Genomic DNA, 13,729 nt, shown 5'->3' with positions numbered 1-13,729 from the left:
ATCGGTGAGTCGCGTGTTGTCCGGTCGTCACGACCGTCGGCCGTGCGCCGTTCCCGTCGGCTATCCGGGCACCCTTGCCATGAGGCCGCCGTCGACCAGTATCGGCGTCCCGGTCACGAAAGCCGCGTCGGGTGAGAGGAGGAAGGAGATCGCCCCGGCGACGTCCTCCGGACTCCCCATCCGGCCCAACGGGGCGGAAGCGGCGGCGCCGCCGGCAGCCCCGGACGGGTCATCCTGGGAGTCGAAAAAGCCCTGGAGGTTGGGGGTCAGGATGAATCCGGGGCACACGGCGTTCACGCGGATGCCGTGAGGGGCTCCGTCGAGGGCCATCGCCTTGGTCAGGGCCAGCACGGCTCCCTTGGAGGCCACGTAGGCGGCGTCCTGGGGGAACGCCGCGAACGACGCGGTCGAGGCCACCAGGACGATGCTGCCGCCGCCCGGAACCATCGCAGGCCACAGATGCCGGTTCAACGCGTAGATGCTGGTGAGGTTGACGTCCATCTGGCGCTGCCACTCGTCCGGCGTGAGCTGGTCCAGTGCACCGACGATCGTCTGGCCGGCGTTGTGCAGCACGGCGGTGGGCGGTCCGAGCTCGTCGATCAGCGCCGGCAGCGTGTCGTCGACCGCGGCGGGATCGGTCACGTCGAAGGCCGCGTAACGGGCGTCATCTCCGCACTCCGCGGCCGCCTCGGCGAGCCTGGCCTCGTTCCTGCCCAGCAGGACGACCCGGTAGCCATCCGCCGCCAGGCGCACCGCCGCTCCCCGACCGATCCCCGAGCTCGCCCCTGACACGTAGGCGGTGCCTCGATCACTCATTCCGCGCCACCCATCGGCAGCGCCGGCTCACCGGCGGTCCAGCCGCCGTCGACGGGCATGACGATTCCGGTGACGGCGGAGGCCGCCGGAGAGGCCAGGAACGCGATGACCGCGCCGATCTCCTCGGTCTCGAACATCCGCCCCAACGGCACCCGGCGGGAGACGGCGGCGTCCAGTTCCGGGGTCATCTGCTGCTTGGCCATGGGTGTGAGGGTGAAGCCAGGGCAGATGGCGTTGACCCGGACGCCGGCCGGGGCCCAGTCGATCGCCATCGACCGCGTGAGCGCCGCGACGGCGCCCTTGGACGCCGAGTAGGCCGACTGGTCGGGCAGGCTCACGAGAGCTGCCTGCGAGGCGATGTTGACAATCGCCCCACCTGCGGCCACCAACGCCGGATGCAGCGCCTGGCTGGCATGGACGATGCCCATCACGTTGACGTTGAAGCACTTGAGGAAGTCCTGTGGGGCGACGCGCTCGAACGGCAGGTTCTCGGTGATCACCCCGGCGCAGTTGACCAGCGCGTCCACCGCACCGTGGTCGGCGAGCACGGTCTGCGCGGCCGCATGCACCGCGGCGCGGTCGGTGAGGTCGAGCGGGCCCGCCTCGGGAGTACCCGCCAGATCCCACCCGACGACGGCGGCGCCCTGGTCGCGGAGTACCTCGACCGCGGTGGCACCGATTCCGGATGCCGCCCCGGTCACCACCACCACCTTGCCGCCGAGTGGGGCCGGGATCGTTCTCTGTTCGGACATGGTCTTCTCCTGACGAGGTCGCTAGTACTGCACTGCCGGGTAGTCGATGTACCCTCTGTCGCCGCCGGTGTAAAAGGTGGATTCGTCCCACTCCACCCGCTCGATACCGTGCCTCCACCGGTCGAGCAGGTCCGGGTTGGAGATGAACAGCCTGCCGACGCTCACCAGGTCTGCCTGACGGGCCTCCAGGAGAGGCTCGAGGTCCTCCCGCTCGCTGGGCCCGTGGAATCCGGTGTTCAACATGTAGGTGGTACTCCACCGTCCGCGGAGCTGCTCGTGCAGCGGCGTCGACCGGCGACGCAACGTATGTAGGTAGGCGATCCGCAGTTCGTCGATCTGGTCGATCAGGGAGAGGTAGGTCTCGTCGTTGCCCTTGTCCGACATGTCGTTGAACTGACCTCCGGGCGAGATCCGCAGACCCACCCGGTCGTGACCGATCCGGTCGGAGACCGCGCGCAGCAGCTCCACCACGAACCGTGACCGGGCCTCGGGGCTGCCCCCGTAGGCGTCGGTGCGGTGGTTGGTCCCCGGGGACAGGAACTGGTGGGGCAGGTAGCCGTTCGCCCCGTGGATCTCCACTCCGTCCATACCGGCGCGAACGGCCCGCTCGGAGGCGTCGGCGAAGTCCCGGATGATCCCGTCGATCCCGTCCTGGTCCAGCTCGGTCGGCACCGGTGCCGGGGCCATCACGCGGTCGATGGTCTCCACCTCGATCCCGGCGCGGATCGGGCTCGGCGCGACCACCTTCGCACCGGGCGGCATGAAGCTCTCGTGGCTCATCCTCCCCGTGTGCATGAGCTGGCAGAAAATCCTGCCGCCCCTGGCGTGCACCGCGTCCGCGACCTTCGTCCACTGTGCTTCCTGCCGGTCATCGTGGATGCCCGGCGTACCGGGGTAGCCCTGCCCCGACGCGGAGGGCTGGGCGGCCTCCGAGACGATGAGGCCTGCACCGGCACGTTGTTCGTAATAGGTCACGGCGGAGTCCGGAAGCACACCGGCGCGGTCCGCCCTGTTCCGCGTCATCGGTGCCATCACGACGCGGTTCGCCAGCTCGATACGACCGAGCCGCCACGGTTCGAACAGCAATGACGACTCCGTGGCCTGTGCGTTCACGCTCTCACCGGTCCCGTTCACTCGGCGATGTCCACGCACACGGTCTTGAGGTCCGTGTAGTCGTGGAGGACCTCGTGGCCCATCTCGCGGCCCCAGCCCGACTCCTTCATGCCGCCGAAGGGCATGCTCGGGTCGAAGATCCCGTAGGTGTTGACCCACACGGTGCCCGCCCGGAGCTTCGCGGCGACACGGTGCGCCCTGCCGACGCTGCCCGTCCAGATCCCGGCCGCGAGCCCGTACCGGGTGTCGTTGGCGAGTTCGACGACCTCGTCCTCAGAACTGAACCGCGACACCACCACCACCGGACCGAAGATCTCCTCCTTGATGATCCTCGAATCCTGGCCCGCATCCGCCAGGACGGTGGGCTCGATGAAGTACCCGCGGTCACCCTTGCGCGAGCCGCCGGTGAGGACGGTGCCCTCGGAGCGCCCGACCTCGAGATAGGACGAGACGGTGTCGAACTGGGTCTTGCTGGCCACCGGGCCGATCTCGCTGGCGGGGTCGAAACCGTCGCCGACAGTGATCTCCTCGGCCTTGGCGACCAGTCCCTCCACGACCCGGTCGTACACGTCGTCGTGGACATACAGCCGCGCACCGGCGGCGCACGCCTGTCCCGCGTTGTAGAAGATCGCGTTGGACGAGCCCGCGATGGCCTTGTCCAGGTCCGCATCCGGGAAGATGATGTTGGCGCTCTTACCGCCGAGTTCGAGGGTGACGCGTTTGAGATTGCCGCCCGCGGCGTCGAGGATCCTGCGACCCGTGGCCGTCGAGCCGGTGAACGAGACCTTGTCGATACCCGGGTGCTCGGAGATCGCCTGCCCGGCGGTCGGGCCGAAACCGTTGACCACGTTGAGGACCCCCGGCGGAATACCGGCCTCGAGTGCGAGGTGGGCCAGGCGTAGTGCGGAGAGAGGTGTGGCCTCGGCGGGCTTGAGCACCACGGTGTTGCCCGCAGCGAGGGCCGGCGCCAGCTTCCACGCGGTGATGACGAGCGGGAAGTTCCACGGCACGATCAGGCCGACGACGCCTAGGGGTTCGCGTCGCGTGTAGGTGTGGTACTCGCCCGGAGCAGAGATCGGAATCGTCTCGCCCTCGATCTTGGTCGCGTAGCCGGACATGTAGTGGTAGAGACCGGCGGCCGTGGGGACGTCGCCGTCACGGGCCGCGACGTAGGGCTTGCCCTGGTCGAGGGTCTCCACCCGCGCCATCTCCTCGGCGTCGGCCAGGAGCAGGTCGCCGAGTCGCCAGATCGCGGCAGCGCGCTCCTTGGGCTTCATCCTCGACCACGGCCCGTTCTCGAACGCCTCCCGGGCCGCCTTGACGGCCCGGTCGACGTCCTCGGCGCGACCCTCCGCCACCTTGGCGAACGCCTCGCCGGTGGCGGGATTGACGGTGTCGAACTCAGCGCCCGCGATGCCGTCGACCCATTCACCGCCGATGTGCAGTCGGGTGTGTTCGATCGGCTTACTGGCGTCGGGCTGGTTCTGGGGAGTCGTCATCACATTCCTTACGTAGCTGCGTGTGTGCCACCGGCTCGCGGTGTGCCGGGCGGTTCACCCCGGTCGGGAGTGAGACAGTTCTCAGTGCTCGTGGACGATGACGCCGCGGATGTTGCGGCCCGCGTGCATGTCCTCGACGGCCTGGTTGATGTCGTCCAGCTTGTATCGGGTGGTCACCAACTCATCGAGCTTGATGCTGCCCGTGCGGTACATGTCGAAGAGCCGAGGGATGTCGCCCAGGGGACGGCAGTTGCCGTACATGACGCCCTTGATGGACTTGGCGAGATTCGTCATGTCCTGCGGGCTCACGCTCAGCGAGCGCTCGTGCGAGCCCACCGACACCAGGACGAGGCTCCCCGCCTTGCCGACGGTGTCGAATCCCTCTCCGATGATGTCGCCGTCGACCCGGCCGACCGTGACGATGGTGACGTCCACGCCCTGTCCGTTGGTCAGCTGGGCGATCAGCGGACGGGCCTCGTCGATGGAGGTGAAGGCTGCCGTGGCCCCGAAGCCCGCGGCGAGCTCCATCTTGTTCTCCGCCGGGTCCACGACGATGATGTGATCGGCTCCGGCGTGCTTGGCACCCTGGACCGCGTTGGCGCCGACGCCACCCAGTCCCATGACCAGGACGACGTCGCCGGGCCGGACCGGAGCGGCGTTGACGGCGGCACCGTAACCGGTGGCCACACCGCACGAGACCAGGCACGCGAGGTCGAACGGGATGTCGTCGGGCAGCTTCACCGCCTGCGTCTCGTGGCAGACGAGGTAGTTGGAGAACGACCCCAGCCGGGTCACGCCGCCGATCGGATTCCCGTCGGTGTCGTGGAACCGGGCGGTGCCGTCCATCGCCATCCCGGTCTCCATGCCCGCGCCGTTGTTACAGATGTAGCTCTGGCCCCGGACGCAGTACTTGCACACACCACAGGCCGGGATGAACAGCGTGGCGATGTGGTCGCCGGGCTTGACCCGGGTGACCCGGGAGCCGACCTTCTCGACGATGCCGGCGCCCTCGTGCCCACCGACCATGGGAAGGTTCACCGGGATGTCGCCGGTGACGAAGTGGTCGTCGGAATGGCACAGGCCACTGGCCATCACCTTGACGAGGATCTCGTCCTCGGCGGGTTCACTCACCTCGAGATCCTGGACCTCCCACTGTTCGCCGACCTGGTGGATTACTGCTCCGCGTGCCTTCATTTTGCGTTCCCTTTCCGTTGCCGACCGGTGGTCGGTGGTGTCGCGTCGTCCCGAGTTCGGGGTATTCCGGGCCGGGTTCGGCCCGAGGCGGACGATGGTGTGACTACGCGTTCTGGACTTGTGTCCTACGGATCCGCTCACCGCGGGTGCGGATGACCTTGGACAGGATGACGGCGATGACCAGGGCCCCGCCGTAGAAGAGTTCCTGCACGTACTGCTGTGCACCGAGGAGCTGCAGCCCGGTGATCCCGGTGACCAGGAAGTACACCGCGATGAAGGTGCCCCACGGGTTGAACCGCCCGATCTTGAGAACGGTCGAACCGAGGAAACACGCCGCGAACACCGGTAGGAGGAACGCGCCCCCCGAGACGGGATCCGCGCTGGCCGTGGTGCCCGCGTAGACCACACCCGCGAGCCCGGCGAACCCCGACGAGATGATGAGTGCCCGCCAGCGAAGTCCCTTGACGTTGACGCCGTTGAGTCGGGCGACCTCGCTGCCCTGACCGACGAAGAGCAGGCGCTGGCCGAAAGCCGAGTGGTCGAAGATGTACCAGACCAGCAGGCACAGGATCACCGCGTAGTAGAAGCCGATCGGTACGGACAGGAACGGTCGGGTGAGCACCGCGTCGGTGAGTTCGCGATCGATGCCACTGATGGTGACCGAACCCGAGATGAAGTAGATGAAGCCCTGGACGACGGTCCCCACGCCGAGCGTGACGATGAACGAGTGGATGTCGAATTTCGTCACGATGTACCCGTTGACCACCCCGACGACCAGGCTCGCCAGTATCGCGACGAGGACCGCGGCCCAGATGTTCCACCCCTGTTTGACGTTGAGGACGGCCACCAGCACCATCGACATGTTCAGGGTGGTCGCGACCGAGAGGTCGAAGTCTCCCGCACGCAGCGGGAACACCAGTCCCAGTGCCAGGATCAGCAGGACGACCTGCGACCCGAGCATGTTGGCGACGTTCGCCGTCGTCGGGAACGTCTGGGGGGCCAGGACACTGAACGCGATGATCAGGACGACCCAGACGCCCAGGAGCGCGAAACGCTCAGGCTGGGCCGGCCTCTTGACCGCCTGCGACGGCGGACGGGAGGCGGTCGCCGTTCCCGCGTGGTTCTTCTCCGAGGCGGTCATGCCACTTCCTCCGAATAGACGGCGGACGCGAGTGCGTCCTTGGTGATGTGATCTCCGCGCAGCTCTGCCCGGATCTCACCTTGGTCGAGGACCACGACTCGGTCGGCCATCTCGACGAGCTGTTCGTAGTCCGTTGTGGCGCACAGCACCGCCATGCCCTTCTGGGTGGCTTCGCGGACGAGTTTGAAGATCTCGCGACGTGCGCCCACGTCGACGCCCTGCGTCGGTTCGTTGAGCAGCATGACCGTCGGCTGCGTGTCCATCCACTTCCCGATCAGCACTTTCTGCTGGTTTCCGCCGCTCAGGTGACCGAACATCGCCGAGGAGTCCTGTGGTTTGACCCGGAGACGGGCGAGCGTCTCGTCGGCCTGTCGACGCAGTCCGGCCCAGTCGATCAGCGCACCGCCGGCGCGGCGGCCGAGGAAGGGCAGCGACATGTTCTCCAGAACGCTGAGTTCCAGGGAGCCGCCCTGTTCCTTGCGGTTCGCGGGGATGAGGACGACCCCCGCGTCCATGGAACGAGCCGGTGTGGGGTCGTGCACCTGTTCACCCTGGTGCTCGACGGACCCCGACTTGGACGCACGCGCCCCGAAGAGAAGGTCGGGAAGCTCCTCGGTCCCGGAGCCTGCCAGCCCGGTCACGCCCACCACCTCACCCGCGTAGACCTCGAGGTCGAGGTTGTGGACCCGCTCCCCAGTGAGGGCGCGGGCGGCCAGCACGGGCGGCGCATCGGAATCGACCACGGCGTCGTGTTTGGTCAGGTGCTCTGCCTTCGATCCGAGGATCAGGCTCACCAGATCATCCCGGGTGGCGCCCCGGGTCTCGCGGGTTCCGGCCAGTCCCCCGTTCCGGAAGACGGTCACCCGGTCGGTGACCTGCAGGATCTCGTCGAGGTCGTGGGACACGAGCAATACCGCGTCACCGCGGTCCCGCAGGCGATCGAGCACTGCGAATAGAACGTCCACCTCCTGCCGCGGCAGGAAGACGGTGGGCTCGTCGAGGACCAGGATCTGGGGACGTCCCGGCTCCGACTTGAGCTCCTGCCCCCCCACGGCCCGGACGACCGCCAACATGGCGCGCTGGACGGGAGTGAGCATGTCGATCGTCGCATCCGGGTGGATGTCGATCCCGAACCGGTCGAGAAGCTCGCCCACCCGCTCTCGCTCATGGCCCCACGGCACCCGCTTGAGCCCCATCGAGGTTCCACCGGAGTCCAGGGCCATGTGCTCGAGGACGGTTCCGGAGGGGGCCAGTCCGAGATCCTGGTGGACGAAGCCCAGCCCGTGATCACGGAGGCCGCGGGCACCGAACGGGGTCGACACCCGCGTCCCGTGCACCGTGACCTCGCCCCCGTCGGCGTCATGGACCCCGGCGAGAACCTTGATCAGGGTCGACTTTCCGCTGCCGTTCGCACCGAGCAGACCGTGCACTTCCCCGGGATACATCGCCAGGTCGACACCGCTCAACGCGGACACGCCGTTGAACGACTTGGTGAGCTGACGGATCTCCAGAAGAGGCGCCGGGTCCGCGGAGGGTGGATGCTGGGCGGTCATGATCAGATCAGTCCCCACAGCTCGCGGTAGGCGTCGCGGTACTCGTCGCCGAAGCCCTCACCGCTGCGCGGCGGGTTCCCGGTCTCTTCCACATTGGTCTCGTCGATGACGCGGACGGGCCCGGAGACACCCTCGATGGGCTCCTCACCGAGCATCGCCCGGAACGCGGTGTCCATGTTGACGTGCGCCACCCAGTCCGGGTTCTCGGCCACGTTCATCGCGACGGTCCCGTTGGCGACCATCTGGAGGATCGAGGGGGTTCCGTTGAAGGTGAAGATGGGGACGTCCCGGCCGGCGGCGGCCTGCTGGATACCGGGGGACGCGTAGGTCGCCATGTTGTCGTAGATGGGCAGCACCGTGTTGATCGTCGGATCCCTGAGCAGGTTCGACTGGACCTCGTCCTGGATCCGGGTCGACCACTGCGGGACCGCCACGTTCATCACACTGGCTTTGGACCCCTCCGGACCGTACTCGTCCAGCGTCTCCTGCATCGTCTCGACCATGCCCGCGGCCGGGCCGGTCTCCGAGGACTGGATGATCAGCGCGTTGACGGGGGCGCCCTCGTGATGGGCGATCGCGTCGAGCGTCATCAACCGCGCGGCCAGGTTGAACGGGGCGAACGCCTCGTACTCCAGGCCCTCCGAGGTCCCGCTCTCCATGTCGTTGATGTGCAGCGGCACCACCGGGATGCCGGCGTCCTTCGCGGCGTCGATCTGCGGACCGAGGGTCTCCGGCAGGGGTCCGTTGAGCAGGATCGCGCCTGCGCCCGCGTTGATCGCCTGTTGGATGCCCTGCTGGTACGACGTCTGGGTACCGTCGGAGGGGAAGGTCACGAAGTCGACGCCGGCCTCCTCGGCGACGGCGGCCATGGCCGCCTCACCGTCGGCGTAGAACTCAGCCCCGCTGTCGATCGGAATGCTGTAGATGGTCTCGCCCTCGAGTTCGCTGATGTCGATCGGGGCTCCGAGGTCGTCGGGGGTCGGGACGGCCCGGTACTCGTCGACCATGGCCGCGGCCTCTTCTGCCAGTGCGGCGCCGTCGGCGGAGGCACCGGACGATCCTCCGTCCGACCCGGAGTCTGCTCCACATCCGGTCAGCGCGAGGGTGGTGGCGGCAGCGACAGCCACTATGGACTTGCTGATTCTCATGTCTTCTCCATCACTCGAGGGTGTTGTTACCGGGCGAGCTCGGGCCGCTCGGAAAGGTCGTGGTAGATACGTGCGATCGAGTTGCGCTGAAACATCTCGATCAGTGGATCCGGGTAACCGGTGTAGTCCTCGTTCCCGACGTGGATGAGATCCTCGAATCGGATCTCATCGCAGGCCTGCTCGAGGGTCTGTCCGGCGTCGATCGCGGCGGCGACCTCCCCCGCCACGTCCCGTCCCCACTGGCGGTACCGCTCGACCGCGCTGCGGTCGGTGACCTCACCGTGTCCGGGGACGAGGACGTCGAAGTCGTAGGACTCGACGGCGTCGATCGCGTCGAACCAGTCCCACAGGCGGCAGTCCTGGAACGACGGGAGGCTCGACTCGCACACGATGTCCCCGGTGAAGATCACGCCGTCCTCGGGGAGGTAGGCGAGCAGGCTGTTCGCCGTGTGTCCGGGTTGGAAGCGGAGTTCGAGATGGACGTCGCCCAGGTGCAGATCGAGACGATCCTGGAACACCACCTCCGGGATGCGCACCGAGTAGGACGGGAGCAGATCCACTGCGTCCGGGTCGATGACCTCGAACAGCTCCCGCAGGTACTCCTCGGTGGGCGCATCCCGCAGGAGCCGATCGCGGGTCCCACGATGCGAGACGACCTCTCCCCCCATCCAGAAGTTCCCGATGGTGTGATCGGGGTGATGGTCCGTGTTGACCACGAAGCGGGTGGCCCCGAAGCCGTCGACGACCCGTCGCCATGCCTGCGCGTCGGTCGGCTTGTGCGGGGTGTCTACCAGCGCGACCCCGTCCGTGCCCACGATGATCGAGTTGTTGGATCCCAGATACGCGGTCTCCACGTGGACGTGCGGGCTGACCTGCTTGACACTCATGCGCCCGTCCCCTCATCCGGATCGGGCATGGACGAGGACCCCACGAATCCGAGCAGGTTCTCGATGCGGGTGGGGGCGAAGATCTCGATGAACTCCGCCTCACCCTCGATGCTGCGGCCGCCGTGGGGAACGTTGCGGGGGAGAATAGCGATCTCGCCGGGCTCGAGGGTGAACTCGTCGTCCTCCACGGTGAAGATGATCTTCCCCTTGGTGACGATCACCGTCTGTTCGCAGTCCGGGTGGGAGTGGGTGGGGACGACGGTCGGGTGGATCCAGCGGATCCGGTTGACGCCGGTCTCCTTACCGGTCATCGCGGTACGGAAATTGTTGGTAAGCACTTCCCTCTCGGGAAGGTCGTCCCATCGTGCTCGAAACGAGCTCATCGGACCTCTCCTGTTCCATTGAGGCACCCGTGCGGGCTGCCACTGCGGACCGCCCTTTGTGACGGAACCCACATTATTCTGTCGTCTGCTAACTGTCAACAGTTTTCTGGCCGCACGCGGTTTCCATCGTGTTAAACCAACGCGGGCCCGGCAGCGCCGTCGAAACACCATCTACCTGCAGCGATTCTCATTGGACGCCGCGGCCCGGGCCAACCTCCACCCACGGACCGGTCTGTCAGTGGCGCGCGGGAACCCCGTCCAGCGCGCCCAGAAGAGCGTCAGTGGTAGACACGTCAGCGTATTTCTGCGCCATGTCGAACAGGTTGACCTCGTGGACCGTGGGGCTCCTGTCGTACACCGCATCCGATGGGACGGCGACCTTGTAGTTGTACGAGAAGGCATCGACAACGCTGGCACGGACACACCCCGAGGTCGTGCACCCGGTCACGACGAGGGAATCGACATCCGCCTGGACGAGATAGCTGGCCAACGGTGTGCCGAAGAACGCGCTCGGGTGACGCTTGGGCAGTAGGACGTCTCCGTCCCGTGGAGCGACCTCGGCCACGAACTCGTAGCCCTTCTCCGGGATGGACATGATGCCGGGGACCTTCGCCCCCAGGGCGCCCTGGTCGTACTCCTTTTTGGGAGCCACATGGGGGTAGAGGACCGGCCACCCCTTCGCCCGGAACAGCGCGAGCAGGCGTTCGATGTGACTGACCGCCTGCCAGCCGACCTCACCGCAGCTCGTGGGGAACTCCTCGAGCGCGTCGTCGAAGGGCATCGGGGCGGTACCGACGGTGCGGTACTGCACATCGATGATGAGCAGACCGGGACGCCGACCCAGGCCGACCGGCCGGCCGAAGCCCGCGGCCTCGTACCGTCGGCGGGTGAGGTCGTCGAGTGCCGAGGACTCGTTCATCGCTCCTCCTTCGGGAGACTGGTCAGCTCGGCGAGTGCCGCCGCGCCGCTGTGGGGACGCTCGATGTACTCGCCGGTGGTCGTCGCGGACAGTTCACCGTCACGCATCGCGAAGTGCCCACGGACCAGGGTGTGGACGACCCGCATCGGTACCCGCGTGCCCTCCCAGGGCGTGTACTCGGCCCCGGAGTGCTGGGTCGCGGCTTCGATCACGGTCTCCCCTGAGAGGTCGACCACCGCGAGATCTGCATCCGATCCGACCTGGATCGTGCCCTTTCTCGGGTACATGCCGAAGAGTTGCGCGGACCGGGTGGACGTGGCGTTCACGAGCCGGTCGAGCGGGACGCCGCGGCGCAGCCCCTCCGTCAGGGTCAGTGGCAGGACGCCCCCCACCCCGGGGAAGCCGGCACTGGCCTTCCAGATGTCCTTCTCCTTGTTCACGCGGTGCCGGGCATTGTGATCGGAGCCGACGGTGTCGACGTCGCCGTTCGCCAGTCCGGTCCACAACGCTTCGAGGTCCCTCGGTTCACGGAGAGGAGGATTGACCTTCCCGTAGGTTCCCGGCCCGGGATCGGTCTCGGTGGTCAGGGTGAGGTACTGCGTGCAGGTCTCGACGAAGAGGTTCTCATACGACTCCCGCTGACGCAGGACGGCTTCGAGCGCCAGAGCGCTGCTGGTGTGGACCGAGTACATGGAGGCACCGGTGACCTTCGCCATGAACGAGACCCTCTGCACCGCCTCCGCCTCGACGAACGACGGCCTCGACATGTTCCAGGCGTGCAATGGGCCGCGGGACTCGTCGATCGGGCGGCCCTTGAGCTTCCAGACCAACTCGATGTTCTCCGGGTGGGGATTGATCATGGCTCCACGATCGGCGGCCATGCCCAGCACGTCGTACATGTAACCGTCGTCGTTGCCGGGCAGCCCGAGGTACGCGCCTTCCTCACCGCGGAAGTTCATGAAGAACTTGAAGCTTGAGACGCCGAACTCGTCGATGTAGTGCGGCATCTCCTCGTAGTGCGCCTCGGAGCCGACGACGATGTGGAACCCGAAGTCCACGTGGGAGTCACGCGACATCACGTCCCGGGACCCGGGGAGCACATCCGAATAGGACTCGCCGCTCATCAGGTAGACCAGCATCGTGGTGACGCCGCCGGCCACGGCCGACGCGGACTCCAAGAGGGCGTCATCGGGATCGCGGGGGACCCTGATGTCCTTTCCCAGGTGCACGTGCGGGTCGATCGCTCCCGGGAGGACGAGCTTTCCCTGCAGGTCGACGACTTCGGTGGCCTCCACCTCGACATCGGGGGTCACGATCCCCGCGATTGTCCCGTCCTTGACGAGTAGGTCCACCCGGCGGACCCCCTCTCCGTTGAGGAAGACATCGCCGCCGTGCAGACGAAGGTCATACGTGGTCATACGACTGCTCCATTCTCGGTGTTCTGCGCCACCGCGTACTTCGTGTCGAGCTCGTCGAACTCGGGTTTGCGCACCAGGGCCTGTCGGTCTGTCCAGCTGATCATCAGCTCACCGGCGTCACGAGTGTCCCCGACCTCCGCGAGGTGGTTCATCACCTGACGCATCCCGGCCACCGCGCCACGCATGGCCGCGTTCGCGTAGAGGGCAACGGCGAAACCGAGTTCACCCAGCTCTTCCCGCGGGAGCAGCGGGGTCAGTCCACCCTCGACCATGTTGGCCATGTGGATCCCCGGGACACTCGTCGTGATCCTGCGCATCTGGTCCACGTCCCGGGGGGCCTCGACGAAGAGCACGTCCGCCCCGGCCTCGAGGTACCGTCCGGCGCGGTCGATCGCCGCGTCGATGCCCTCGATGGCCAGGGCATCCGTCCGGGCGACGATCACGAAGTCGTCGTCTCTACGGGCGTCGACAGCAGCCTTGATCTTTCCGACCATCTCGTCCGCCGAGATGACCTCCTTCCCGGTGAAGTGGCCGCACTTCTTGGGACTGACCTGGTCCTCCAGTTGGAGGGCGGCCGCACCGGCACCCTCGATGAGCCGGACGGTGCGCTGCACGTTCAACGCGTTGCCGAAGCCCGTGTCGCCGTCGACGACCACCGGGATCTGCACGGCGTCGGCGATCGCGTTGACGTGACCCACCAGTTCACTCAGGGTGATGAGTCCGAGGTCGGGGGCACCGAGGTAGGAGTTCGTCACTCCTGCGCCGGTCACGTACACGGCCTCGAATCCCGTCTCCTCGACTACTCGGGCGGTGAGCGCGTTGGGAGCACCCGGCACCATCAACGGAAGCCCTCCTGACGAGAGGAGACCCCGCAACTTCTTGGTTGTCGTCATGGGTTGTTGCACC

The 13,729-nt window shown here is 67.0% G+C and carries 13 protein-coding genes; all 13 read right to left on the bottom strand.

The window, feature by feature from the left end; all coding sequences use genetic code 11:
- Window positions 1-60: 60 nt before the first annotated feature.
- Window positions 61-816, bottom strand: coding sequence for an SDR family NAD(P)-dependent oxidoreductase (locus tag ABIE38_RS03420; RefSeq protein WP_354054015.1), 756 nt, complete (start codon window positions 814-816; stop codon window positions 61-63).
- Window positions 813-1,568 (bottom strand): SDR family NAD(P)-dependent oxidoreductase, encoded by a 756-nt coding sequence (locus ABIE38_RS03415; RefSeq protein WP_354054014.1) that lies wholly within the window; start codon window positions 1,566-1,568, stop codon window positions 813-815. The genes ABIE38_RS03420 and ABIE38_RS03415 overlap by 4 nt, the downstream gene beginning before the upstream one ends.
- A 21-nt stretch (window positions 1,569-1,589) precedes the next feature.
- Window positions 1,590-2,681, bottom strand: coding sequence for an alkene reductase (locus ABIE38_RS03410; RefSeq protein WP_354054013.1), 1,092 nt, complete (start codon window positions 2,679-2,681; stop codon window positions 1,590-1,592).
- 17 nt (window positions 2,682-2,698) lie between these two features.
- The gene (locus ABIE38_RS03405) at window positions 2,699-4,180 is read right to left on the bottom strand and encodes an aldehyde dehydrogenase family protein (protein WP_354054012.1); all 1,482 of its coding nucleotides are present in this window, start codon (window positions 4,178-4,180) and stop codon (window positions 2,699-2,701) included.
- An 81-nt stretch (window positions 4,181-4,261) separates the two neighbouring features.
- Window positions 4,262-5,374, bottom strand: a complete 1,113-nt coding sequence (locus ABIE38_RS03400) for a Zn-dependent alcohol dehydrogenase (protein ID WP_354054011.1) — start codon at window positions 5,372-5,374, stop codon at window positions 4,262-4,264.
- 103 nt (window positions 5,375-5,477) lie between these two features.
- On the bottom strand, window positions 5,478-6,515 hold the full coding sequence (locus tag ABIE38_RS03395; RefSeq protein ID WP_095717241.1) for an ABC transporter permease: 1,038 nt from the start codon (window positions 6,513-6,515) through the stop codon (window positions 5,478-5,480).
- On the bottom strand, window positions 6,512-8,068 hold the full coding sequence (locus tag ABIE38_RS03390) for a sugar ABC transporter ATP-binding protein (protein WP_354054010.1): 1,557 nt from the start codon (window positions 8,066-8,068) through the stop codon (window positions 6,512-6,514). The genes ABIE38_RS03395 and ABIE38_RS03390 overlap by 4 nt, the downstream gene beginning before the upstream one ends.
- A 2-nt stretch (window positions 8,069-8,070) precedes the next feature.
- Window positions 8,071-9,216 (bottom strand): sugar ABC transporter substrate-binding protein, encoded by a 1,146-nt coding sequence (locus ABIE38_RS03385; protein ID WP_354054009.1) that lies wholly within the window; start codon window positions 9,214-9,216, stop codon window positions 8,071-8,073.
- A gap of 26 nt (window positions 9,217-9,242) precedes the next feature.
- Window positions 9,243-10,103: an MBL fold metallo-hydrolase gene (locus ABIE38_RS03380; protein WP_354054008.1), complete on the bottom strand. Its 861-nt coding sequence runs from the start codon at window positions 10,101-10,103 to the stop codon at window positions 9,243-9,245.
- On the bottom strand, window positions 10,100-10,414 hold the full coding sequence (locus tag ABIE38_RS03375; RefSeq protein WP_354054007.1) for a cupin domain-containing protein: 315 nt from the start codon (window positions 10,412-10,414) through the stop codon (window positions 10,100-10,102). The genes ABIE38_RS03380 and ABIE38_RS03375 overlap by 4 nt, the downstream gene beginning before the upstream one ends.
- Window positions 10,415-10,721: 307 nt before the next feature.
- Window positions 10,722-11,405 (bottom strand): isochorismatase family protein, encoded by a 684-nt coding sequence (locus ABIE38_RS03370; protein ID WP_354054006.1) that lies wholly within the window; start codon window positions 11,403-11,405, stop codon window positions 10,722-10,724.
- On the bottom strand, window positions 11,402-12,823 hold the full coding sequence (locus ABIE38_RS03365; protein ID WP_354054005.1) for a dihydroorotase: 1,422 nt from the start codon (window positions 12,821-12,823) through the stop codon (window positions 11,402-11,404). Before ABIE38_RS03365 ends, ABIE38_RS03370 begins: the two co-directional genes overlap by 4 nt.
- Window positions 12,820-13,716, bottom strand: coding sequence for an isocitrate lyase/PEP mutase family protein (locus tag ABIE38_RS03360; protein WP_354054004.1), 897 nt, complete (start codon window positions 13,714-13,716; stop codon window positions 12,820-12,822). The genes ABIE38_RS03365 and ABIE38_RS03360 overlap by 4 nt, the downstream gene beginning before the upstream one ends.
- Between the last annotated feature and the right edge of the window lie 13 nt (window positions 13,717-13,729).

The sequence above is a fragment of the Dietzia sp. 2505 genome (assembly GCF_040546785.1).
In the GTDB taxonomy this organism is placed as follows: Bacteria; Actinomycetota; Actinomycetes; order Mycobacteriales; family Mycobacteriaceae; genus Dietzia.
This window is presented reverse-complemented; position numbering and strand designations above follow the sequence as displayed.

Coding starts and splice junctions, on each gene's coding strand:
- ABIE38_RS03415 (WP_354054014.1), bottom strand. CDS start 1,568: ATGTCCGAACAGAGAACGATCCCGGCCCCACTCGGCGGCAAGGTGGTG.
- ABIE38_RS03365 (WP_354054005.1), bottom strand. CDS start 12,823: ATGACCACGTATGACCTTCGTCTGCACGGCGGCGATGTCTTCCTCAAC.
- ABIE38_RS03360 (WP_354054004.1), bottom strand. CDS start 13,716: ATGACGACAACCAAGAAGTTGCGGGGTCTCCTCTCGTCAGGAGGGCTT.
- ABIE38_RS03380 (WP_354054008.1), bottom strand. CDS start 10,103: ATGAGTGTCAAGCAGGTCAGCCCGCACGTCCACGTGGAGACCGCGTAT.
- ABIE38_RS03400 (WP_354054011.1), bottom strand. CDS start 5,374: ATGAAGGCACGCGGAGCAGTAATCCACCAGGTCGGCGAACAGTGGGAG.
- ABIE38_RS03390 (WP_354054010.1), bottom strand. CDS start 8,068: ATGACCGCCCAGCATCCACCCTCCGCGGACCCGGCGCCTCTTCTGGAG.
- ABIE38_RS03370 (WP_354054006.1), bottom strand. CDS start 11,405: ATGAACGAGTCCTCGGCACTCGACGACCTCACCCGCCGACGGTACGAG.
- ABIE38_RS03405 (WP_354054012.1), bottom strand. CDS start 4,180: ATGACGACTCCCCAGAACCAGCCCGACGCCAGTAAGCCGATCGAACAC.
- ABIE38_RS03385 (WP_354054009.1), bottom strand. CDS start 9,216: ATGAGAATCAGCAAGTCCATAGTGGCTGTCGCTGCCGCCACCACCCTC.
- ABIE38_RS03375 (WP_354054007.1), bottom strand. CDS start 10,414: ATGACCGGTAAGGAGACCGGCGTCAACCGGATCCGCTGGATCCACCCG.
- ABIE38_RS03420 (WP_354054015.1), bottom strand. CDS start 816: ATGAGTGATCGAGGCACCGCCTACGTGTCAGGGGCGAGCTCGGGGATC.
- ABIE38_RS03395 (WP_095717241.1), bottom strand. CDS start 6,515: ATGACCGCCTCGGAGAAGAACCACGCGGGAACGGCGACCGCCTCCCGT.